Source organism: Chryseobacterium sp. BIGb0232 (assembly GCF_024810195.1).
Classification (GTDB): Bacteria; Bacteroidota; Bacteroidia; order Flavobacteriales; family Weeksellaceae; genus Chryseobacterium; species Chryseobacterium pennae.
On the sequence record NZ_JANUEH010000001.1, the window covers coordinates 1,076,186 to 1,097,947 of the forward strand.

22 protein-coding genes are annotated in these 21,762 nt (G+C 36.9%); 15 read left to right on the forward strand and 7 right to left on the reverse strand.

Features of this window, described 5'->3' with window-relative positions:
- Nucleotides 1–61: 61 nt before the first annotated feature.
- On the reverse strand, nucleotides 62–1,402 hold the full coding sequence (locus tag M2372_RS04605) for a M28 family metallopeptidase (protein WP_123318171.1): 1,341 nt from the start codon (nucleotides 1,400–1,402) through the stop codon (nucleotides 62–64).
- A 162-nt stretch (nucleotides 1,403–1,564) separates the two neighbouring features.
- Between M2372_RS04605 and M2372_RS04610 the strand changes: the two genes are divergently transcribed.
- From M2372_RS04610 to M2372_RS04640, 7 genes are all read left to right on the forward strand, one after another.
- Nucleotides 1,565–1,819 carry a hypothetical protein gene (locus M2372_RS04610; protein WP_123318170.1) on the forward strand — a complete coding sequence of 85 codons (255 nt, stop codon included), beginning with the start codon at nucleotides 1,565–1,567 and terminating at the stop codon, nucleotides 1,817–1,819.
- Nucleotides 1,820–1,921: 102 nt separating this feature from the next.
- The gene (locus tag M2372_RS04615) at nucleotides 1,922–2,194 is read left to right on the forward strand and encodes a hypothetical protein (RefSeq protein WP_123318169.1); all 273 of its coding nucleotides are present in this window, start codon (nucleotides 1,922–1,924) and stop codon (nucleotides 2,192–2,194) included.
- Between the two features lie 137 nt (nucleotides 2,195–2,331).
- Nucleotides 2,332–2,922 (forward strand): Crp/Fnr family transcriptional regulator, encoded by a 591-nt coding sequence (locus tag M2372_RS04620; protein WP_228455628.1) that lies wholly within the window; start codon nucleotides 2,332–2,334, stop codon nucleotides 2,920–2,922.
- A 55-nt stretch (nucleotides 2,923–2,977) separates the two neighbouring features.
- A complete protein-coding gene (locus tag M2372_RS04625) occupies nucleotides 2,978–3,529 on the forward strand; it encodes a putative glycolipid-binding domain-containing protein (protein WP_123318168.1) in 552 nt (183 codons plus the stop codon).
- 72 nt (nucleotides 3,530–3,601) lie between these two features.
- Complete coding sequence (locus M2372_RS04630) at nucleotides 3,602–3,865, forward strand: hypothetical protein (RefSeq protein WP_123318167.1); 264 nt, start codon at nucleotides 3,602–3,604, stop codon at nucleotides 3,863–3,865.
- Between the two features lie 5 nt (nucleotides 3,866–3,870).
- Nucleotides 3,871–4,602 carry a DUF1963 domain-containing protein gene (locus M2372_RS04635; protein ID WP_123318166.1) on the forward strand — a complete coding sequence of 244 codons (732 nt, stop codon included), beginning with the start codon at nucleotides 3,871–3,873 and terminating at the stop codon, nucleotides 4,600–4,602.
- Between the two features lie 245 nt (nucleotides 4,603–4,847).
- Nucleotides 4,848–5,765 carry an alpha/beta fold hydrolase gene (locus M2372_RS04640; RefSeq protein WP_123318165.1) on the forward strand — a complete coding sequence of 306 codons (918 nt, stop codon included), beginning with the start codon at nucleotides 4,848–4,850 and terminating at the stop codon, nucleotides 5,763–5,765.
- A gap of 122 nt (nucleotides 5,766–5,887) precedes the next feature.
- Here M2372_RS04640 and M2372_RS04645 read toward each other — a convergent pair whose 3' ends face one another.
- The 3 genes from M2372_RS04645 to M2372_RS04655 all read right to left on the reverse strand — a co-directional run bounded on the left by M2372_RS04645 (nucleotide 5,888) and on the right by M2372_RS04655 (nucleotide 9,702).
- A complete protein-coding gene (locus M2372_RS04645; RefSeq protein ID WP_115969387.1) occupies nucleotides 5,888–6,814 on the reverse strand; it encodes a malate dehydrogenase in 927 nt (308 codons plus the stop codon).
- A 118-nt stretch (nucleotides 6,815–6,932) separates the two neighbouring features.
- Nucleotides 6,933–7,484 (reverse strand): biliverdin-producing heme oxygenase, encoded by a 552-nt coding sequence (locus tag M2372_RS04650; RefSeq protein WP_123318164.1) that lies wholly within the window; start codon nucleotides 7,482–7,484, stop codon nucleotides 6,933–6,935.
- A gap of 19 nt (nucleotides 7,485–7,503) precedes the next feature.
- Nucleotides 7,504–9,702, reverse strand: a complete 2,199-nt coding sequence (locus M2372_RS04655) for an ATP-binding protein (RefSeq protein ID WP_123318163.1) — start codon at nucleotides 9,700–9,702, stop codon at nucleotides 7,504–7,506.
- Between the two features lie 371 nt (nucleotides 9,703–10,073).
- Between M2372_RS04655 and M2372_RS04660 the strand changes: the two genes are divergently transcribed.
- The 6 genes from M2372_RS04660 to M2372_RS04685 all read left to right on the forward strand — a co-directional run bounded on the left by M2372_RS04660 (nucleotide 10,074) and on the right by M2372_RS04685 (nucleotide 17,248).
- The gene (locus tag M2372_RS04660; RefSeq protein ID WP_123318162.1) at nucleotides 10,074–11,123 is read left to right on the forward strand and encodes a linear amide C-N hydrolase; all 1,050 of its coding nucleotides are present in this window, start codon (nucleotides 10,074–10,076) and stop codon (nucleotides 11,121–11,123) included.
- A gap of 140 nt (nucleotides 11,124–11,263) precedes the next feature.
- A complete protein-coding gene (locus tag M2372_RS04665) occupies nucleotides 11,264–12,430 on the forward strand; it encodes a porin (protein WP_123319066.1) in 1,167 nt (388 codons plus the stop codon).
- A 20-nt stretch (nucleotides 12,431–12,450) separates the two neighbouring features.
- Nucleotides 12,451–13,881, forward strand: a complete 1,431-nt coding sequence (locus tag M2372_RS04670; RefSeq protein ID WP_123318161.1) for an anion permease — start codon at nucleotides 12,451–12,453, stop codon at nucleotides 13,879–13,881.
- A gap of 16 nt (nucleotides 13,882–13,897) precedes the next feature.
- Nucleotides 13,898–14,554 (forward strand): succinate dehydrogenase cytochrome b subunit, encoded by a 657-nt coding sequence (locus M2372_RS04675; protein WP_123318160.1) that lies wholly within the window; start codon nucleotides 13,898–13,900, stop codon nucleotides 14,552–14,554.
- Nucleotides 14,555–14,566: 12 nt separating this feature from the next.
- Complete coding sequence (locus M2372_RS04680; protein ID WP_123318159.1) at nucleotides 14,567–16,483, forward strand: fumarate reductase/succinate dehydrogenase flavoprotein subunit; 1,917 nt, start codon at nucleotides 14,567–14,569, stop codon at nucleotides 16,481–16,483.
- 12 nt (nucleotides 16,484–16,495) lie between these two features.
- On the forward strand, nucleotides 16,496–17,248 hold the full coding sequence (locus M2372_RS04685) for a succinate dehydrogenase/fumarate reductase iron-sulfur subunit (RefSeq protein ID WP_123318158.1): 753 nt from the start codon (nucleotides 16,496–16,498) through the stop codon (nucleotides 17,246–17,248).
- 273 nt (nucleotides 17,249–17,521) lie between these two features.
- On the opposite strand, the gene M2372_RS04690 is transcribed toward M2372_RS04685, so the two are convergent.
- The 3 genes from M2372_RS04690 to M2372_RS04700 all read right to left on the reverse strand — a co-directional run bounded on the left by M2372_RS04690 (nucleotide 17,522) and on the right by M2372_RS04700 (nucleotide 20,752).
- Nucleotides 17,522–18,292 carry a cyclase family protein gene (locus M2372_RS04690; protein WP_123318157.1) on the reverse strand — a complete coding sequence of 257 codons (771 nt, stop codon included), beginning with the start codon at nucleotides 18,290–18,292 and terminating at the stop codon, nucleotides 17,522–17,524.
- A gap of 218 nt (nucleotides 18,293–18,510) precedes the next feature.
- Nucleotides 18,511–19,473, reverse strand: a complete 963-nt coding sequence (locus tag M2372_RS04695; RefSeq protein WP_123318156.1) for a hypothetical protein — start codon at nucleotides 19,471–19,473, stop codon at nucleotides 18,511–18,513.
- Nucleotides 19,474–19,738: 265 nt separating this feature from the next.
- Nucleotides 19,739–20,752 carry a nucleoid-associated protein gene (locus tag M2372_RS04700; protein ID WP_089737409.1) on the reverse strand — a complete coding sequence of 338 codons (1,014 nt, stop codon included), beginning with the start codon at nucleotides 20,750–20,752 and terminating at the stop codon, nucleotides 19,739–19,741.
- A gap of 467 nt (nucleotides 20,753–21,219) precedes the next feature.
- Here M2372_RS04700 and M2372_RS04705 point away from each other — a divergent pair, with 467 nt between their 5' ends.
- Nucleotides 21,220–21,384: a hypothetical protein gene (locus M2372_RS04705; protein ID WP_228455627.1), complete on the forward strand. Its 165-nt coding sequence runs from the start codon at nucleotides 21,220–21,222 to the stop codon at nucleotides 21,382–21,384.
- A gap of 11 nt (nucleotides 21,385–21,395) precedes the next feature.
- The gene (locus tag M2372_RS04710; RefSeq protein WP_123318153.1) at nucleotides 21,396–21,752 is read left to right on the forward strand and encodes a hypothetical protein; all 357 of its coding nucleotides are present in this window, start codon (nucleotides 21,396–21,398) and stop codon (nucleotides 21,750–21,752) included.
- Nucleotides 21,753–21,762 lie beyond the last annotated feature (10 nt).

Consider the following 21,762-nt stretch of genomic DNA (forward strand, 5'->3'; position numbering starts at 1 on the left):
CTAAAGCCAATAGATAGTTGATTAATGATGAAAGCGGGCCAAGCCCGCTTCTGTTAATATTTTATTTTATTTTTGGTAAAACAATCAGACTCTCATTCCCGGTTGCATTGACTGCCTGTACCGCAAAGAAATAATTATCTTTAGAATAAGACAACTTGATTGAGTTCTCTCTGGTAAAGATTTTTTTCTGCCACATAGAGGCGTCGGTCTCACGTATTAACACATAGTATCCTGCTATTTCCCCTGATTGAGGTCTTTCCCAGGAAAGATCTGTAAAGTTGGTAAGCTTACTGACTTCTATTTTTACATTTTCAGGCTGTGAAGGGGCTTTTGCAAGATTGGCCAAAACTGCAATATTTACGCCTACATTCTTTTTAAAATATTCAAAATCCATAAACTCCGGCAGGTCTCCATACTGTAATCCATTTTCTTTTCTGATGTCCTGATGTTGATGATCGAAATTTTCGTTAAACTCAGTCAGCCGTACAGCAGAAAAACCTTTTTCAACAAACGGTGTATGATCTCCACCTCTCAGAAATCGGTCATTTCTATAGATGAGTTTGACCTGAAGATGATCAACATAACGCTCTCCTATTTCTTTAATATATCTTGCCAACTGTCTTGATTTACCATCATTTTCCAATCCGAACTTTCTGATATCCAACGCTTTTTCATCCAATTCGTAATAAGGTAAACCTTCAGAAAAAATTCTTAATTGATGGGTATTTATTAAATGAGTATCACTACTGAAATTATTGGAGATCATATCATTATTCAATAAGGCTTCCAGTTGCCAACCTTCACTAACCGCTTTCTCAGCCAGCATTTTTGAACCTAATAATCCTTGTTCTTCCCCGGAAAAAGCAACCAGTACAATACTTGCCGGAAACTTAGATCTACTCAATATTCTTGCGCTTTCTATAAGTGCTGCCACTCCACTTCCGTCATCATTGGCTCCCGGAGCATTGTCTTTTATATTCATGACATCACTCACCCGCGAATCCAAATGTCCACTCATCATAAATAGTCTTTTATCATTAGGATTTGTGCCACGGATAATGGCAATAACATTTCCTAAATCGGTAGGACGGTCAATTCTTTTTCCATCCGGCTGAAGCGTTTGGTTTTGCATAAATACTTCCATTCTTCCACCCGTATTTTTCGCATAATCATTAAACTTTTTCAACACCCATTTTCTTGCAGCTCCTATTCCTCTTTTCGGATCCGTTGCAGAACTCATAGTATGCCTAGTTCCAAAACCCACCAAGTAATTGATATGACTTTTGAGAGAGTCTGTACTTACCTGCGAAACCTGGTTGATAATTTCAGGATCCTGACGAATCGTTTCTTGGGCATACAATACAACAGGAGTAAAAAACAAAGTGAAAAGTATCTTTTTCATAATGCAGCGATTAATTAATCTTTTGCAATTTATTTTTAATTAATAGAATGACAAACAAAGTTGGCAAATTTCATCAACAAAATCGTTAAATCAGAATTAAACCCTTGCTGGTGTATTATTTTTTTTAGATATTAGTAATCAACAAATTAAACATCAGTTACTATGAAAAATTTAAAAAAACTAAAAAGAAGTCAATTGGTATTGATCAGTGGTGGTGACACTGCTTATGCAGTTTGTTTAGACGGCTATTGCCCACCAACTTTTGGATCTTATTACTGCAGTGGTGACACTTGTTACAGATCTACTGGAGGTGGAGGCAATCCTGGAGGTGGAGGCCCTGGAGGCGGTGGTTTTCCTTGCCATGAACCTATGCGTTTCTGTCAGGAAGGAGAAACTGGATGCGGATGCGTTTATTAAAAGTCAGATTTTAAATAATTCAGAGCGGTTTTCACCGCTCTTTTTTTGTATAGCCTGCAAAAAAATGCATCTTTGTTATTAATAAACTAATACCAGAATTCTATGCTACGTGCATTCTTTATTTTAGCGATTTTGTCAGCTCCCCAATTGCTTAATGCACAGAAAACATTTAAATGTAAAGAAATTCATGATGCAATAAAGTTAATTGATGAGGAAAAATATGATGAAGGGTTAAAAAAATTTCCAAACTCCAGAAAACTACATCTTGAAAAGGGCGTAATATTTGAATTTGAAAATAAATTAGCTGCTGCACTGGAAATTTATGAAGCTGGAATGAAAGGAATTTCTAAAGGAATTCTATACCAAAGATTATAAAACTTATCCTAATGTACTGATTGGTTACCATAAAACAATGGAAGACAACCATCTATTCAATGCATACAACCATTATATATTCCAAATGGGAGATGTGGAGGCTTTTCAAAATTGGAAAACAAAGAATAAAGCAGAATATGATAAATACAACAGCAATGCAAAACCTTCTGAAATACATCCGCTCTCTTACTTCATTTTCTGATGAAAGCTGGACTTTACTTCAAACTGCTCTTTCAGAAAAAGTATATAGAAAAAATGAACTGCTTCTTCAGGAGGGAGAAATTTGTAAATCATTATTTTATATTAATACGGGGTTTTGCAAAAGCTATTACGAAATAAATGCTGTTATAAAAAACACCGAATTCTTCTTTGAGAATGAAATCGCAACCAATATCAGCAGTTTCGGAAGCGGAAAACCTTCAGAATTCAATATGGTTGCCAGTGAGGAATTACACGTTGTTGTTTTTAATAAAGAAATACTCTTTAAAATTGCAGCACAATACATTGAAATAGAGTCATTGGGCCGTCACTGTATCCGGAAAATTGCTTACAAACAGGAAGAGTTCGCCAATCTTTTTAAACTGTATTCTGCTCAGGAAAGACTGGAATATCTCGAAAAGAAACATCCTGAAATGTTGCAACGGATCCCTCTTACCCAATTAGCATCGTTCCTTGGGGTAACGAGGGAAACTTTAAGCAGAATCAGGAAAAGAAGAATCTCCAAATAACAGGAATTTTTTACCAAAGAATCTAAAATCAACACTACATCCAATCCAAAATAAAATGAAAACATTGATCTGGCAAGGAATCGCTTTCCAATCTCTGGAGTATTTCAACCTTACAGAAGATGATAAGAACTTTATTGTAGAATCAAGAATTATTGGTTCCTATGAAGGTAAGATGTATACAGTAGATTACCAACTAATCATCGACCTTAACTGGAATATCCTGGAATTTATCATCGAATCTGAAGTCAACACCGTTAAAAATAAATTGACAGGTCGAAAACTGCAGGATGAATGGGAGATCAACAATGTAATCAATCCTGATTTCAAAGGGTTTCCCTTCATTGATATTTCTTTGACTCCTTTTACAAATACCTTACCGATCAACAATCTTCAATTGGCTGAAAATGATTCTCAGGAAATCAAAGTCATTTATATTGACATTCTGAATAACCTGATAAAGCCTGTCACTCAACAATACACAAAAATTGACAAACACACTTATCATTATGACAACCTGCAGACTGATTTCAAATCAGATATTGTAGTTGATGAAAATGGTTTGGTGGGCAACTATCCCAGATTATTTGTTAAAATTGCTGAGATTTAAAGTTCAGCCCCATTATTCATTAATTTCTTTATCATTATTCAATTTTCTATCTTTGAATAAACATCAATCACAATGACTATTGCCGAAATAAAAGAAGCTGCCCTTTCTTGTGGAGTTCTAAACCAACAGGAGCTGAGTAAGAAAATAAGAGAATTAAAAGACGGTGGAATTTCATATCTAGGATGTTTTGCTTTTGCCCAGCATAATCAACGAATTTTCACTTTAGAAGCCAAAAATCTGACACTGGAACTCGATGCATTTACAGAGGAAGAAAAAGCTGAATACAATGAGTATCACAATTTGATGATGGATGATTTTAAAGAAAACCAAGACTAAAGCTTATGGAAAAAACAGATAATAGAATTCAGGAAATTAAAGATAAAATAGAAAGGCCTGCCACAGAATTTTTCACCGGTGGTTTCAGACCTATGAATGTTTTGGAAGAATCATGGATCGGACGGGTATTTGCCTATGCTGAAGATGAAGAAATTCCTTTGGATAAAAATGGTGACCCAATGATGCCGCTTATCCAGTTTTATCTTCCCAACCAGCCTTTTATCCCGGAACTGATAAAAGACAAAAAGTTAATTACCGTATTTATCTCCCAGGATTTTCCGGAAACTTTTGAAAAAATGGGCGATAATTGGGCCATCCGGGAATATGACAATCTGGAAAATATTGTCATCAAAGATTTACGAAGTCCGGTCTCTTATTTAAAACCATTTCCATTACGTTCCGAATTATATCCTAAAGATGCTCCTTTATGGGATGGTGGCGGAATTGAGGATATAGATTACAACTTAATCTCTGAAATTGTTAAACTTGAAAGAGAAGGACATTTCAACAGCTATTTTGACATCATTAAGCACTGTTACAGTACTAAATTGGGTGGTTATCCTTCATTCTGCCAGCCGGGCATTGGCTTTAAAGAGGGTTTTGGAGAAGGCTTTGAATTTGTTTTTCAGATTTCCTCAGATAACAAAGCTCAACTGAATGTGATTGACAGTGGAAGTTTTATGTTTGCTAAGAATAAACAAACTGGAGAGTGGAGCTTGTATTATGATTTTTATTGATAAAGCAGCAGGGAACTGGAAGTTAGTATGGGTTGTAAAATCTTTAAAAATCAATTTTAACAGAAAAAGATAGCCGTGTTCTGTATGAATATACAATTGTAAAGATCAATCTATTTATTTCTATACACATATTGTATTTCCAATTCTGGATTATCTTAAAAAAATAATCAGCAGGGAAAATATGGTGAAAGGAAAATAATTTTTGTACTTAGTAATAAACACTCCTTCACGATTGTTATAATAATATGAAAACAGTTGCTCTCCTACTCTTTTTTTCCGTTTCTCTGACTGTCTTTTCAGCTCAGAATCATCAGTCTGATGGTTTTTATGAAACTTCGGATCATGTAAAGATCAAATATAAAATCTCCGGAAAAGGAGAAGCCTGCATCTATGTTCCGGGAGGACCTGGCCAGGGATATCCGTCTTTTGAACTGATGGGCGGAAACAATCTGGAAAAAAACATGCAGATGATTTATATGGACCAGCGCGGATCCGGCGAATCCGGGACTTCTGAAAATTATCATCTTGATAAAATGATTCAGGATATTGAAGAACTTAGGCAATATCTCAAATTGAAAAAAATCTTTCTGCTGGCTCATTCTTTTGGAGGAATCATTGCAACAGGTTATGCAAAAAAATATCCGCAGTATACCAAAGGGCTTATCCTTACCAATGTCACGCTCCATTTCCTGAATGATGAATCTGTAAAAGAACAGATTGAATATGGGAATGAACTACTCCATACCCCTGTCAAAGACATTCCTAAAGACAGCCTTCAGTCAGAAATTTCAAAAGTCAGTAGTTTATTGAGAAAAAAACGTATTGGCTATAAATTTCTTACAGATGATATAGAAACCATTAAACAAATGGACATAGTAGATTCTCTTCATCCCAGGATCATTGATTTTGGAATGGCGGTTATTTCAAAACCTAAAGAATTTCCGGAATATTATAAAAACTATATTCCTCTTACGAAAGAGATCAAATTACCTGTATTAATTATCACAGGAAAAAAAGATAAAGCTGTAGGAACAAGGCATTATCAAACATTTCAATTTCCAAAACAGGAAGTGGTTTCTATTAATGGTGGACATCTTTTATATTATGAAAAAAACAGCGAGTTTATTAATAGTGTATGGGAGTTTGTAAATAAAAATAAATAAGATCCTTCAATCATTCCAATTGCTGCACGATCAACATGCTCGCACCAGAAAATATGAAACCTTCACAATAAACAGAAAGCCGCGCCCTTCGGGCGCGGCTTTCCTATATAAAATTCAGTAAATTAGAATTTAAGATCTCCATTCACTTCTCTTACTGCATTAGCAGCTTCAGCGAATTTTAATTGCTCTTCAGCAGTCAACGTTACGTTTACGATTGATTCTACTCCGTTTGCTCCGATGATAGCCGGAACTCCTAGGCAGATATCATTTTGACCGTATTCTCCATCAAGCATTAATGAACAAGGGATCATTTTCTTTTGGTCACAAGCAATAGCCTGAACCATTACAGAAACAGCTGCACCTGGCGCATACCAGGCAGAAGTACCTAATAATTTAGTAAGGGTAGCACCTCCTACTTTAGTTTCTTCGATTACATATTTTTGTTGGTCTTCGCTTAAGAACTCAGTTACTGGAACCCCGTTTCTTGTAGCTTTGCTCAATAATGGAAGCATTCCTGTATCACTGTGAGCAGCGATTACCATACCGTCAACATCAGAAATTGGAGCTTCTAATGCTTCAGCCAATCTGTATTTGAATCTTGCAGAGTCTAATGCACCACCCATTCCGATGATTTTGTGCTTAGGAAGACCTGAAGTTTTGTGTACTAAATAAGCCATAGTATCCATTGGGTTAGAAACCACAATGATGATTACTTCCGGAGAATGTTTTACTAAGTTTTCAGTAACTTCTTTCACGATACCAGCATTGATACCGATTAATTCTTCTCTTGTCATTCCAGGTTTTCTTGGAATCCCTGAAGTGATTACTGCTACATGAGAACCTGCAGTTTTGCTGTAATCTCCTGTTGTTCCGGTAATTTTTGTATCGAACCCGTTAAGCGATGCCGTTTGCATCAAATCCATTGCCTTACCTTCAGCAAATCCTTCTTTAATGTCTACCAAAACTACTTCTGAACAGAAGTTCTTCATCGCGATGTATTCCGCACAGCTTGCTCCTACAGCGCCTGCACCTACTACAGTTACTTTCATATTGTTACTTTTTAAATTATTTATTGTTTAGTTACTATTTAAATTTGAAACTTCCCAAATTTAATAAATCCTGAAAAAATGCGCAATTTTTCAGGAAATTTATTATAATTAAAAGAAATTAGTTGACGTTCAGCAAAAATGAGTATAGTTTTTTCGCGCCAGACAGCACTTCTCCATACTTTTCCTCTGAAACTTCAGTATCCAGAACCTCCTTAAAGTTCTTCCACATCGGTCCCGTATTCTCCTGATAGCATCCAAAGAAGTTAAAAGTCACCGCATCAAAACCATCTGTTTTAGAAAGCTGTTTCGCAATTACATTTCCCCCCAATGTAGACCCTTCAATCACATACATCGCTCCCAAAGCTTCATGCTCTGTATCAAATTCAAGATCGTGGGATGCTGTCTGATTGTCCAGAGAAAGGCTTTCAAGATCCTTTTCTATTAGAGGAAGTTTTTTTCTTTCAGCAAGCTGAAGCTTATCAGCATACTTGCCGGAAAGGCTGTTGAATATTTTATCTTCACTGTGAAGAAGCATCAGATAATTGGTATGGATGATCTTTCTATAATCTTCTAAAGTGAAGGTTTTATTAAAAATTTTTTCAGAATTAAAAAGCTTTTCGGCTGCATCGTGATAGTCTGCTGTATTTTGTTTAAGATATTCTGATACCATAATTACATTTTAAAGTTTCTCAAATGTAAGGTTTTTTGAACGTTAAAATGAATGAAGTACCTTCTTTATTGCTCTCATAATCTATATTTCCGCCTATCCTTTTCATAATACGGTGAACAATGGACAACCCTACTCCATTTCCTTTAAACTTCTTCGCATTATCCATCCGGTTGAAGATCTTAAACATCTTATGTTTTTCTCCCTCAGGAATACCGATTCCATTGTCTGAAATTCTGTAAACAATGGTTTGCCCGTCTTCTGTTCCCTCTATTTCTACCTTAGGCTGATCTTTATGGGATGAATATTTTACAGCATTATTGATAATATTCAGAAATACCTGATGAAGCAATGTTTTATCTGCCAGAACATCCGGACATTCCTTAATAAGTATTTCACTTTCAGGACTTCCATAAGTGATCTTTGCATTATCAGAGATCTTTTGAATGGTATTACCCGTTTTCAGAGTTTCAAGTTGTATCTCGCTATGTTTTGCACGACTCAGCTGCAGGACATCATGCATCATTTCAGCCATACTGTCTATTTCCTCAATGATTGTATTGATCTTAGTTTTACTCTTTTCAGAACTATCAGTAAGATTTCCCAAAAGCATTTGTGCATTCAGTTTCATTACCGTTAAAGGAGTTCCCAGATCGTGAGAGATGGTGTAGGAAAAACTGTCGAGTTCTTCATTCACCTTTTTCAGCTCATCATTAAGCCTTTTGATCGCATTGTAATTCTTATGAGAAGTTTCCAGAATCAAATCTCTTACAGCCTGTACAGCCCTCACATTTCTGGAATTCCATCTTTTTGAATGTCCTTTAATGTTTTCTGTAAAAATATGGAATGAAGTTCTCGGAGAAATCATTTGCCGGACTTCTCCATTTTGGGAAAACACCTCAATTTTCTTTTCCGGATTTCCTGCCCAGTTAATATGCTCATCAAATTCTTTACGGAACCAGATCAGCATCTCATTTTTATCCCTTTCAATAAAGTAAATAATAATTCCGGCCGCATTTTCAGACAGCTCCAGGTCCTCACCATGATTCTTAAGGAAACTGCGGTTAACATAAATTCTGTCACTTGTATTTTCTAAAGCCCAATGTACAATTCTGCTGATACAATTCATTTCCGGAGTTGCTCCTTCTGTGATAATATTTTCATCAGACACAATTGCCAGACCGTCTGCTTCCGGCAAATTCATCATCTCTGTTTTATTTTCCCACAGAGAATCAAATAAATTATTATGTTTTAAAAATTCTGTTTTAAGACCAGAAATTCTTTCATTCAGCTCAAGACGGTAATTCAGTTCATTTTTTGATTTAAAAGAAGAATAAGCATTAGCAGCCAACGCTGTGAAGATCCCAGCCTGCACCCTGTCTTCAAGGTCAATATGCTTAGGTTCCACATTCTGGCAGGTTACCAGGCCCCAAAGGTGATTATCAATAATAATCGATATACTGAAACTGGAAGAAACTCCTGAATTCTTAAGGTATTGCCCATGAACAGGAGACATAGCTCGTGATGCAGATAGACTCAGATCAATATCCTTAATGGTTTTGCTTACTACAGGAACCGTATCTGCATAGACATTGCTGAAGATTCTTTTTCTTTTTTTCAGATAAAGTTCCCGAGCCTGTTTTGGGATATCGGACTCAGGATAATGCAGCCCTAGAAAACTTTCCATCTCTTCATTTTTCTTCTCGGCAATTACTTTTCCGGAACCATCCATCATAAATTTATAAACCATTGTCCGGTCATAATTCACCACTTTAGAAAGCGTTTCCAGCAGGTGATTCCAAAGTTCATGTTCATCATCAATCACATAAAAGTTATCGTATTTGTTAGAAATTCTTTTATCCGGATTCATCAGAACTTCCTCAAATTCGAGGAAAATAGATCCATTGCTTCTGAAAACAGAAAAATGATATTGCGTTTTATCAATAAAGATTTTGTCAAAATAGGTTTCATTTTCCCGTCTGGTAAAACGATCCAGGGAAGTATAAATATCTGATTCAATAATGTGCTGAAAACTTTCCGGGAAATCCGTAAGCTTTCTGCCGAATAACTCATCCTGGTTTCCGATTTTAAAAATATCCGATATGTTCCGGCTTAAAAAAGTAATGGAATGAGATTCTGCATCAATGCCAATCAGATAACCAAAACTTTGTATAGAACCCGGAATATGGATAGGTTCTTCATGACATTCTACAAAATTCATAACTCTTTTCAGTCTATCTATCAAAGATAGCGCTTTTTTTTAACTGGTTTTGGAGATGTGGTATGTAATTTTCACTCTGGTATTGTGGTAGCATACAGTAAAAAACAAGCATTTATTCCCATTGAAAAATCATCGATTTTCGCCCCATTTCAGTATGATCTTTCTAAAATATACGAAAAATTTCCCAATAATAGTACTTTCAACCACTAAAGCATGATTCATAACATGAAATGCAGCTTATCAGCTAAAATAATTATGTTATTTAATCAAATTTAACTAAATTTATATCACCAAATAATGAATATGAATGGAAAACCATTGAATTATTCACAATAATTTCAATATAAATTTTAAATTCAAATAATACTATTATGAAAAAGTTCCCATTAATTTTATTTTCTCTTGTCCTTTCAGTAGGATTATGGAATCCGTCAGAAGCGTGCACCCGTGTTGTTTACAAAGGTCCACAAAATACTATTCTTACAGCCCGCTCTATGGACTGGCGTGACGAAATTCCGGCCAATCTCTGGATTTTTCCAAAAGGAATAGACCGCAATGGCCAGACTGGTCCTAAATCTGTAAAATGGACTTCAAAATACGGAAGTGTAATAAGTTCCAGCTGGGATATAGCTTCTGCAGACGGAATGAACGAAAAAGGATTGGTAGCCAATATGCTATGGTTAGGAGAATCTCAATATCCGAAATTTGATCCTAAAGGAGGAAAAAAGGGACTTGCCATCTCTTTGTGGGCACAATATTATCTTGACAACTTCTCAACAGTGAAAGAAGCTGTAGAGTTTTCAAGAAAAGAACCATTCGTTGTAGTAAGTGATTATATTCCGGGAACAGAAAAATTTACCACCATTCACCTTTCTCTTTCTGATGCTTCAGGAGATAATGCAGTATTAGAATATATCAATGGAAAACTGGTGATACACCACGATCCTTCTTACACGGTAATGACCAACTCACCTATTTTTGATGAGCAGCTTGCGCTTAACAATTACTGGAAAGGGATTCCGGGAACGGTGATGCTTCCGGGAACCAACCGTGCTGCTGATCGTTTTGTAAGAGCTTCTTATTACATTGATGCAATTCCTAAAACAGCTGATACCCGCACTGCTGTAGCCAGCATATTCAGTGTTATCAGAAACTGTTCTGTACCATACGGCATTTCTTCCCCTACCGAACCTAATATTTCTTCAACAAGATGGCGTTCTGTTTCGGATCAGAAGAATCTGGTATATTATTTTGAAACCGTTTTCACTCCCAATACTTTCTGGGTAGATCTTAAAGATTTTGACCTGAGTGCAAAAGGAAAAGTGATGAAACTGGATCTGAGCAACTATCAGACCTATAGTGGGAAATCAAATACCAATTTCAAAGAAACTGCATCTTTCAAATTTTTAGGTCTGGAATAAAAATTCAGGAAGAGAGCTAAGCAACAAAAGTTTTTATCATTTATGGCACGTCAGTGCTTAACCTCAACTTTTCAAGGATAGAGACAGAAACTTTTATGCTTGCATACAATTCAAAAAAAGCAAAAATTAAACAAATAGATATGGCCTTTTTTTCATTAAAAAAGAGAAGTCTGATCCTGTGCATACTCTTGGGCTGGTTTTCAGCAAATGCACAGATACAGGATTCTCTACAGACCACACCACAACCACAGGAAGAAGATAATGTAAAATATCCTCAGCTTCAGATCAAAGGGCTTTTTCAGGCACGTTATCTGGTAGGAATGAGTAAAGATGTTGATGTCAACGGACTTCATCATTCTGACGGATCGGGAACCAGCAATAATTTCATGCTGAAATACATGAGGGTTCAGGTAAGAGCACAGATCAGTAAACGTACGGAAGTTGTTGCATTGGCTAACCTTGCAGATTTTAAAAATGACCCTAAAGGCAGAGTGCTTGAAAATGCTTACCTGAAGTACACTTTCAGTCCAAAGTTGGCATTCACCGTAGGACAGTTCAGACCCTGGTTTGGTATTGAGGAAACTTATCCTATCGATATTATCAAATCCCTGGACTGGTCTAATCAGTACTCTGAATTCGGGAAACTGGGCTGGACAAGCTTCCAGATCGGACTTTCTGCCACAGGACAGGTAAAATTAGGGGAAATTCCTCTTCAATATGCTGTATCTGTAGTAAATGGAAATGGGAAAAACCAGGTCAATGATAATGATAACGGAAAGCAGTATTCTACCCGTTTACTTTTCGGACTATCTAAGAAATACAATTTCAATGTGGGTCTGAATGGAGGTATTGGTGAGGTTTTCAGCAAAAAAGTATATGCCGTAGGGATTGACCTGAGCTCAATGGTTCAGTTTGATCCGAAATGGAGTCTTGATATGCAGCTGGAAGCTAAACAGGCAACCAACCACGTTCTGTACAATTCTATTGCTCCGGAAATAAGACCTGATAATCCGGATCAGTACCTCATTCGGGGGGCTTATTTCCTTCCGAATCTGAGATATGAAATCAATCACAAAAACCTTAGTGCTTTTGAATTGTCTTGCCGATATGAATATCTGGACACCAACTTCAGATTGGCTTCTAATCCAAGACAAACTATCACTCCGATGGTAGGACTTGAATTTTTGAAAAACTATGGAGCAAGAATTCAGCTGGGGGTACAGTTTGACCGCTACAAATATCAGGTAGAAAATACCAACCAATACAATAACAATCTATTCATAGTGCAAGTACAAAGTAGATTTTAACAGATTAAATTGTGAGTATCATGAAAGAAATTAATATTAAAAACGTTGCGATCACATTTGTCGTTGCGTTAATCATCTGGTTCATTCCTGCCCCTGAAGGTGTTGCTGAGAATGCCTGGCATCTGTTTGCCATCTTTGCGGCAACTATTTTAGGAATTATTTTAAAAGCAGCTCCTATGGGAACAATGTGTATGATGGCCATTGGATTTACAGCCCTTACACAGGTAGTAGCTCCCGGAGATGCCGGAAAATCTATTACTAAAGCACTTTCCGGATTTGGAGATAAAGTGATCTGGCTGATCGGGATTTCATTCTTTATTGCCAGAGGATTTATCAAAACAGGGTTAGGAAACCGTATTGCCTTTTTATTCATCAGAGTTTTCGGGAAAAGCTCATTGGGACTGGCCTACGGATTAGGACTTGCAGACGTTTGTCTGGCTCCGGCTATCCCGAGTAATACTGCAAGAGGTGGTGGAATTATCTACCCGATCATGAAATCTATGGCGATAAGCTTTGATTCCGTTCCTGAAAAACCGGAAACACACAGAAAACTAGGATCATTTTTAACATTAAACAGTTACTACATGAACCTCATCGCTTCTTCTATGTTCTTAACCGGAACCGCAAGTAACCCGATGTGTCAGAAATTTGCCGCCAACCTTGGAATCGACATTACATGGATGTCATGGGCAGCAGCTGGTTTTGTACCTGGTTTAGTAGCGTTCTTCGTCGTTCCTTTAGTTTTATATAAATTATACCCGCCTGAACTTAAAAAAACAGGTGATGCGCCAAAAATGGCTGCTCAAAAATTAAAAGAAATGGGACCTATTTCCAGAAATGAATGGCTGATGCTGTTGGCTTTCTTCATTCTTTTATTCCTGTGGATCTTTGGTGGAGCGTTGTCTATTGATGCCACAACTACTGCATTTATCGGATTAACTTTATTGCTGTTAACTTCAGTATTAACCTGGGAAGATGTTAAAAGTGAAAAAGGAGCATGGGATACCATCGTTTGGTTTGCCGTTCTGGTCATGATGGCAAGCTCTTTGAATGAATTGGGCTTCATTGGCTGGTTCAGTAACCTTATCAAAATTCAAATCGGAGGTTTGAGCTGGCAGGTAGCCTTCCCGGTTATTATTGTCGTTTATTTCTTCAGTCACTATATTTTCGCAAGTGCTACTGCTCACGTAGCAGCTATGTATGCAGCCCTGCTGGGTGTAGGTGTTTCTTTAGGAATTCCGCCTATGTTACTGGCAATGATGCTAGGATTCATGGGTTCAATTTATGGAGTACTTACTCATTACGGACATGGCCCGGCTCCGGTATTCTTCGGTAGCGGATACGTAGATCTGAAGATCTGGTGGCTTCGAGGTCTTGAAATAGGAATCGTGCTCTTAATCATCTACATGGTTGTAGGAGGTTTATGGATGAAAGTTTTAGGATATTATTAATTATTAAATCAAATATATGTTATCAACATTGTCAAGAAAAATGCTGATGTGCCTTACAGGACTCTTTTTGGGATTCTTCCTGTTGATTCATTTCCTCGGAAATCTTCAGCTTTTTCTCCCTCAGGAACAGGCTCATCTGCAATTCAATGCCTATTCACATTTTTTATCAGGAAATATCATTATCAAAATAGTTTCTTATGTTTTGTATGCAAGTATTATTCTTCATGCTGTAGATGGACTGATGATTACACTGAAAAATAAAAAATCCGGTGGTGATTATCAGAACGACAGACGTGGAAGAGCCAGTAAATGGGCTTCCAGAAATATGGGTATCCTCGGAACCTTAATCCTGATCTTTCTGGTGATTCATTTTCAAAACTTCTGGTATGTCTATAAATTCGGAAATCCACCATTGGATGAGAATGGAAATAAGGACTTATATATTTTGGTAGTAACCGTATTTAAAGAATGGTGGTACGTGGTGATTTATGTACTTTCTATGATTGCTTTATGCTATCACCTGATTCACGGATTGTACAGCTCCGTAAGAACTCTTGGGTTATACCATCCTAAGTTCGTGAAATGGGTTAAAGTTATTGGAACCGCCTACTCTATTATAATCAGTTTAGGTTTTGCCCTGATGCCTGTTTATGTATTCTTTACTTATCATTAAAAAGACCTCATCATGATTTTAGATTCAAAAATACCACAAGGCCCATTGGAAGATAAATGGGCATATTATAAAAAGAAAGCCAAGCTTGTGAACCCGGCCAACCGTAAAAAGCTTGATGTGATTGTTGTAGGAACGGGTCTTGCAGGAAGTTCTATTGCTGCTTCTTTAGGAGAAATGGGATATAATGTGAAGGCATTCTGTTTTCAGGACAGTCCAAGAAGAGCACACTCTGTAGCCGCACAGGGTGGGGTGAATGCTGCTAAAAATTATAAAAATGATGGTGACAGTGTGTACAGGATGTTCGTAGACACCTTGAAAGGAGGAGATTTCAGAGCCCGCGAAGCCAACGTCTACCGAATGGCGGAATGTTCTTTAAACCTCATCGATCAGGCCGTAGCACAGGGGGTTCCTTTTGGACGTGAATATGGTGGTTACCTTAATAACCGTTCTTTTGGAGGGGTTCAGGTAAGCCGTACTTTTTATGCCAGAGGACAAACCGGACAACAATTGCTTCTTGGGGCTTACCAGGCTTTGATGAGACAGGTTGGAAAAGGTTCTGTACAATTATTTTCAAGACATGAAATGCTTGATCTGGTTACGATTGACGGAAAAGCAAGAGGAATTATCGTAAGAAACCTAGATACCGGGGAAATTGAAAGACATGCAGCCCATGCTGTAATATTGGCAACCGGAGGCTATGGAAAGATTTATTATCTATCAACATTAGCCATGGGCTGTAATGGTTCAGCGATCTGGAGAGCGCATAAAAAAGGAGCTTTAATGGCTTCTCCAAGCTGGATTCAGGTACACCCGACTTCCCTTCCGCAATCCGGAGATTATCAATCCAAATTAACGCTTATGTCTGAATCATTGCGTAATGACGGACGAATCTGGGTTCCATTAAAAGAAAATGAAAACAGACCTCCGAATGACATTCCTGAAAATGAAAGAGACTATTATCTGGAAAGAAGATATCCGGCATTCGGAAACTTAGCTCCAAGAGATATTTCTTCCCGTGCTGCTAAAGAAAGAATTGATGCCGGGTTCGGAATTGGACCTTTGAAAAATGCGGTTTATCTTGATTTTTCAAAAGCCATTAAAGAACAAGGGAAAGATAAAATCAAAGAGAAATATGGAAACTTATTCGATATGTATCTTAAAATCACCGGATATGACGCTTATAAAGAACCTATGATGATCTCTCCTTCTGCTCACTTTTCCATGGGTGGACTTTGGGTAGATTATGAATTGATGACTACCGTTCCGGGACTATTTGCCTTAGGTGAAGCTAATTTTGCCGATCATGGAGCGAACAGATTGGGGGCCAACTCTCTTTTACAGGCTTCTGTAGACGGATATTTTATTGCGCCTTATACCATTGCCAATTATCTGGCTGATGAAATTCACACCGGGAAAATATCGCCGGATGCTCCTGAGTTTGAGCAGGCTGAAAATGCCGTTAAAAACCAGATTCAGGATTTAATGAATATCAAAGGAACCAAGACCGTTGACCATTTCCATAAAACATTAGGAAAGTTACTGTACGACTATTGCGGACTGGCAAGAAATGAGGAAGGGCTTAAATATGCCATTCAGGAAATCAGAAAGCTGAAACAGGAATTCTACAAAGATGTAAGAGTTTCAGGGCAAGGGGACAAGATGAATGCCGAACTGGAAAAGGCTGGCCGTGTTGCTGATTATTTTGAAATCGGAGAGCTGATGTGTTATGATGCTTTAACCCGTAATGAATCCTGTGGAGCTCACTTCCGTGAAGAGTATCAGACTCCGGATGGGGAAGCTATGAGAAATGATGCGGAATATCAATTCATTTCAGCATGGGCATGGACAGGTGAAAATGGTGACCCTGAACTGATTAAGGAACCTTTAACCTTTGAAGAAATACAGCCAACGGTAAGAAGTTATAAATAAAAAACAAAAATTATGGATTTACACCTTAAGATATGGAGACAGAAAGACAGAAAAAGTGAGGGAAAACTGGTCAGCTATGACCTTAAAGGATTGAATTCCCATATGTCTTTCCTGGAAATGCTGGATACGTTAAATGAAAAACTGATTACCGAAGGAGATGAACCAGTAGAGTTCGATCACGACTGTCGTGAAGGTATCTGCGGGCAATGTGGGATGATGATTAACGGTATTGCTCATGGTCCTTTAAAAAATACTACTACCTGCCAGCTTCACCTTCGTTCTTTTAGAGACGGTGAAACAATCTTGATAGAACCCTTCAGAGCAGAAGCATTTCCTGTAAAGAAAGATTTAAAAGTAGACCGTTCTGCTTTTGACAGGATTATTTCTTCCGGAGGTTTTGTTTCTGTGAATACCGGTCAGGCTCCTGATGCCACAGCTATTCCGGTAACACATCAGGTTGCTGAAGAAGCTTTTGATTCTGCTGCATGTATCGGATGTGGTGCCTGTGTGGCAACCTGTAAAAATGGAAGTGCTGCATTGTTTACTTCTGCAAAAATTGCTCACATGGCCTTGTTGCCTCAGGGTAAAGAAGAAAGAAATAAACGTGTTCTGGATATGGTTTACCAAATGGATACTGAATTATTTGGGCACTGCTCCAATACAGAAGCCTGTGAAGTGGAATGCCCACAGGGAATTTCTGTCCTGAATATTGCCAGAATGAATTTTGAATACAACAGAGCCTTGTTTTTTAAGAAGAAGGGCTAAATAAACGAAGAACGCTAAAAATGATACTATGTGAAAGGGTGAATCTGCGAATGCAGGTTTGCTCTTTCTATTTTTAAAATAAGTTTTATGGATCAGCTCAAAAGCGAAATGATAATATTGTTTGTATTTAAGGTAGCGCAAAGCTTTTAGCACATTATTTCCTATTTTTAAGGGAGCAAAGGATGGAATCAATTTCATTGATTCTTTCTAAACAAATGCATATCCACTACACCTCCTAAAATATCACTAAGTTTTACATTTGATCGATTTTTGTTAATCCATCATAGCCACTACTCTTGCCGGAGCAGCAGAACCGCCAACGATCTTTAACGGAAATACACAGACTTTGAAACCTGATGGTGGCAATGCCTGAAGATTGGTAAGCTGCTCTATATGCAAATATTCTTTTTCTATTCCCACACGGTGTCCTTCCCAAAAGTATTCCGGATCATTGAGTTCTTTTGCTTTTTTAGCCATAAATTTTAAAGGAAGATCCCATCCCCATTGATCTATTCCCATTACTTTTACGCCCTGATCAATCAGCCATTCCGTAGCTTCACGGCTCATTCCGGTTCCTTTTTCTACAAAATCGGGAGTTCCCATCAGCTTATCCCTATCGGTTCTTATTAAAACAATATTTCCCTCCTGAATGGTGATTCCATTTTTATCAAGATCTCTTTTCAGATCCTCTACAGTGATCGCCACAAAATCTTCCTTATGACTGCAATTGATGACAATACCATCTCCGTAGCACCATTCTAAAGGAATCTGATCAATTGTTTTAGCGGGTTTCCCTTCCACTTCAGGACCATAATGCCATGGAGCATCAATATGAGTGGTGGCGTGGAGTCCCATATTTTTAATCGTATCATCTGCCCAGCCTGTCCAGTTTTTGGGAAAAAGCCTGAACGGAAGATTTAATGCCAGACGAATTAGCCAATGGGATTTTCTATGAGGTTTGTGTTTGATTTTCACTCTCATAAACCAGGGATCTCCTGCATTGTACTGAATAGGTTTGGATAAATCGATGATGGTTGTTTTCATAGGATCAGCTTAGGAAGTAAAGATAATAAATACCGTTAGTTCGGAATAAAGATTTTGGATTTAGTTATATTGGAAGATAGAGGATGGAAGTCATAAATATTATAAGAACAGCTATTCGTCTGTTTTACTTTTTTTAAAACAAAATTAATGATGTGGTTGACGATAAGTCATTAAAAGTAAAAGTAACTTCCAGCCTCCCTCTTCGAGCTTCCAGCTCTTTAAAATATCTTTGGAATCATAATCTTCTTCGGATCATTTTCATCATACATGATCTCTATAGTTCCTGTTTTGGGTACAGAGGAAAGATTCAGGAGACTTACAATTGTTTTATAGGTAGCAATATGTTCATTTCCTCTGAAATCTTTAAAGCTAACCTGGAACATGATCTGCGGCTGGTCATTAATGGTAACCCCCGTTTCACTTACACTTAGAATATGGGCGCCTGCATTCTTTCCGGCAAACAGGATACGTTCTTCTTTATTATTCTTAAAAAACTTCCCTATAATCAGCTGAAAGACCAAAACATAAATGAGCGCCATGATTCCACTGAAAATAATCGGATGCATGAAAGTGAGAAATCTCCATCCAAAATCAAAAGATTCCCGCATATAGAAATAATAGTACAGCCCAATCACATAAGCAATGAACAATATTATAAAGGTAATTCTTAACACCATTCCTGTTGTATTGAAGCCCACCTTCTGATCCTTCAAAATAAAATAGGGTTCCTGAGATATATTAGGATTCAGCAACACTTCTACACGGTTTCCCACATCGAATCTTTTTTCCTGTGGTTTGGAATCATGAAACATCATCTCATGCTCAATCACTGTATTCCTAAGATTCGGAAATGAAAGCACAATCTGGATGGCATTCATATTGGTTTTCGGAAAATATTTAAGAAGCTGATAACGGATGATTTTTGCGTCTCTCGGAATTCCGTTTCTCAAAATGGAATGAATGGTATTCTTCTGTTTGAAGGTTTTAACGAAAAGATTATTAATGAAAAACATCAGAATATAAAGCCATATTAACAAAGAAAAACCGAGATATCCATAGCTCACAGCTAATGAATTTCTCGGTTCTATTGTAACTTCCTCCGTCATCATATAAATGAAAATCGGAAAGGGTACGCAGAAAAAAATGAGGAAAGCTCCCCAGAAAATGAGCATAAATTTCATAACTGTTATTTTGCGGTGCGTGATAAAGTTATGATATTATTTTTAACCTAAGTCGATTTAAGAAATATAAAGGCTGGAAGATGGAAGAAAGAAGATGGAAATTACTTTCAGTTTTAATTACTTACCATCAACACCATCACTAATTTTACTTTAAAAAGGAAAAAAGACGAATGGCTGTTCTTGGGATCTTCATAACTTCCAGCTCCCGGCTTCCCTACTCCCAACTTTTTAAAATCAGGAATTCTACCCCGAAAGCTTTTCTCAATTATACTTCTTTCTCGAAATACAATCTGTAATATTTTCCTTTATCATCCTCTCCCATTTCAAGCTTCTGTCTGTCACCGTGGATATAAATATGGAAGTTTTTATCTAGCTTGATAATACTTTTAAAGTGTCTCTGGGTTTTCTTTACTGCAGCCTCACTGATAGGAAACTCTTCAGCTATATTTACCTGCATGTCCTGTTCGTAATCGGTTTTAAAATTCACAAAACTTTCGATCACATGCTCATCACCCAATACTTCATTGGCAAATTCATCCAGTTTAAATTCTTCTTTTTCTTTGAAGAAATTAATCGATTTATTCAGGAAATCAGCCTGATCAGCTTTTGAAACTTCGAATTCCTGTGGAAGCTGTTTCGTGATATAATCCTTGTATACCATTAAAGCTTCCTGCGTGTGGAAATACTCGTCATCACGCTGTTTTACTTTTAAGAAATCCTCAAACCAGTAATACATATCTCCGTTTTTGTTGTTGTCAACTACCGAAAGTACATATCCTGTATCCTTATTATTGTTGTAGATCAAAGCTGCTTTATCAATTTTAGACAAACCAATCCCCTGATCTTTTTCAATATCAAATGTTTCTTCTGCCGGATTAATTTTCAGGAACGATTCTCTTTTTTCAGTTTTAAAGATTCCGATCTTGTCTACTCTGTCCGGACGGTCACTTTCATCTTCAAAAAGGACAATAAACAATTCTCCACTCTGAACTCTAGGGTTTTCAGCGGCTTCGAAAAGGTGTTTTGCAATATTTTCAGACTCCCAGATAAACTTGGATTTATCTTCAAAAATTTCAGATACAGCACTGTAAATCGGGTTATTCACCAGATAGGTATCACTGTAAAAATGAAAAGTTTCTTCTGACTTGAATGATCCTAAAAAGTAATCCTCAAGCATCTCTGCCATTCCTTCCTCCAGCTTCAATTCCTCCTGGGAAAGCGTTAGAGAATCTCCGTTAATCTTATTTCCGACTCTGTGTACTATTATTTTTGAAAACATCTTCTGAATATTTGGACTGCAAAGATATTCATTCTATTCTTCACATGAAACTGAAAAAACAGGTTTGATCGTACTGATTTTTTAAACCACAAAAGTCACAAAAGTTTCATTCTAAAAACACTTTAGTTCACTTAAGAAGTTGAAAATTATACTGCAAAAAAGTTCACTAAAGAAGAAAATATGAGATTTTCAAAAAACTTATCTGTACTTATTACGCATAAAGCTTGTCTCTTAAAAAGAGCTTAAGTGTTATAATTCTTTTGTGACTTTTGTAGTTGATATCAAACCTACTAATCTGGTTAAAAGATTCCTGTTTCTTCCAATTTGATAAAATCCTTATCATTTTGAAACGCTTTTTTTCATTTAAAAATTCAAAATAAATACACAAATATTTCATTTTCAACACATTCTGTGAATTTCATTTTCAAAGGTACACCATTGGCATCATGATTCTCAAAACATACAAAATGGACTTGAAAACCTTGAACAGAATAGACAAATTAAGAAGATTAAAAAGCAGAGGACCACAAACGCCTAAATGGCTGAAACCTTATCACCTGCTATTTGTCGCTTTCTTAATCATTTTCATGTTTGGAGCCTTCATTAAACTGTTGGAACAAAACCACATTTAACAATATATACTATGAACTATTTACAAGCTGTGCAGGAAATCAACGAACTGTTTCCTGACTTTGAATCGGAATTGAATACAACAAAAACACCCAATTCTTACAGTGTGATCCGCAACTTTACCGAGCGTATTAAAAATATGATCCGCCAGAATGACAGTAATCTACTGTTCAGAAGTTTACAAAAGATTGACAAAATGTACATTAATGGAGATACACTGTTAAAAAATGCCATTGAGAACACTTTTATCTACTCTCTGGACAATTATACGGCCTTTTGCAGCAAAGAATACAGACAAAAAATCTTCAGTCATATTTCTTCTGACCTGAAAAATAGCTATTCAAGACAAATTTACAGTTATGGTATATGAACCTTTTATT

What these genes read in the sequence shown, in the direction of transcription:
- M2372_RS04640 (WP_123318165.1), top strand. Translation starts at nt 4,848, where the DNA reads ATGAAAACAGTTGCTCTCCTACTCTTTTTTTCCGTTTCTCTGACTGTC.
- M2372_RS04665 (WP_123319066.1), top strand. Translation starts at nt 11,264, where the DNA reads ATGGCCTTTTTTTCATTAAAAAAGAGAAGTCTGATCCTGTGCATACTC.
- M2372_RS04635 (WP_123318166.1), top strand. Translation starts at nt 3,871, where the DNA reads ATGGAAAAAACAGATAATAGAATTCAGGAAATTAAAGATAAAATAGAA.
- M2372_RS04630 (WP_123318167.1), top strand. Translation starts at nt 3,602, where the DNA reads ATGACTATTGCCGAAATAAAAGAAGCTGCCCTTTCTTGTGGAGTTCTA.
- M2372_RS04685 (WP_123318158.1), top strand. Translation starts at nt 16,496, where the DNA reads ATGGATTTACACCTTAAGATATGGAGACAGAAAGACAGAAAAAGTGAG.
- M2372_RS04605 (WP_123318171.1), bottom strand. Translation starts at nt 1,402, where the DNA reads ATGAAAAAGATACTTTTCACTTTGTTTTTTACTCCTGTTGTATTGTAT.
- M2372_RS04650 (WP_123318164.1), bottom strand. Translation starts at nt 7,484, where the DNA reads ATGGTATCAGAATATCTTAAACAAAATACAGCAGACTATCACGATGCA.
- M2372_RS04615 (WP_123318169.1), top strand. Translation starts at nt 1,922, where the DNA reads ATGCTACGTGCATTCTTTATTTTAGCGATTTTGTCAGCTCCCCAATTG.
- M2372_RS04710 (WP_123318153.1), top strand. Translation starts at nt 21,396, where the DNA reads ATGAACTATTTACAAGCTGTGCAGGAAATCAACGAACTGTTTCCTGAC.
- M2372_RS04610 (WP_123318170.1), top strand. Translation starts at nt 1,565, where the DNA reads ATGAAAAATTTAAAAAAACTAAAAAGAAGTCAATTGGTATTGATCAGT.
- M2372_RS04625 (WP_123318168.1), top strand. Translation starts at nt 2,978, where the DNA reads ATGAAAACATTGATCTGGCAAGGAATCGCTTTCCAATCTCTGGAGTAT.
- M2372_RS04680 (WP_123318159.1), top strand. Translation starts at nt 14,567, where the DNA reads ATGATTTTAGATTCAAAAATACCACAAGGCCCATTGGAAGATAAATGG.
- M2372_RS04655 (WP_123318163.1), bottom strand. Translation starts at nt 9,702, where the DNA reads ATGAATTTTGTAGAATGTCATGAAGAACCTATCCATATTCCGGGTTCT.
- M2372_RS04690 (WP_123318157.1), bottom strand. Translation starts at nt 18,292, where the DNA reads ATGAAAACAACCATCATCGATTTATCCAAACCTATTCAGTACAATGCA.
- M2372_RS04660 (WP_123318162.1), top strand. Translation starts at nt 10,074, where the DNA reads ATGAAAAAGTTCCCATTAATTTTATTTTCTCTTGTCCTTTCAGTAGGA.
- M2372_RS04620 (WP_228455628.1), top strand. Translation starts at nt 2,332, where the DNA reads ATGATAAATACAACAGCAATGCAAAACCTTCTGAAATACATCCGCTCT.
- M2372_RS04675 (WP_123318160.1), top strand. Translation starts at nt 13,898, where the DNA reads ATGTTATCAACATTGTCAAGAAAAATGCTGATGTGCCTTACAGGACTC.
- M2372_RS04670 (WP_123318161.1), top strand. Translation starts at nt 12,451, where the DNA reads ATGAAAGAAATTAATATTAAAAACGTTGCGATCACATTTGTCGTTGCG.
- M2372_RS04645 (WP_115969387.1), bottom strand. Translation starts at nt 6,814, where the DNA reads ATGAAAGTAACTGTAGTAGGTGCAGGCGCTGTAGGAGCAAGCTGTGCG.
- M2372_RS04700 (WP_089737409.1), bottom strand. Translation starts at nt 20,752, where the DNA reads ATGTTTTCAAAAATAATAGTACACAGAGTCGGAAATAAGATTAACGGA.
- M2372_RS04695 (WP_123318156.1), bottom strand. Translation starts at nt 19,473, where the DNA reads ATGAAATTTATGCTCATTTTCTGGGGAGCTTTCCTCATTTTTTTCTGC.
- M2372_RS04705 (WP_228455627.1), top strand. Translation starts at nt 21,220, where the DNA reads ATGGACTTGAAAACCTTGAACAGAATAGACAAATTAAGAAGATTAAAA.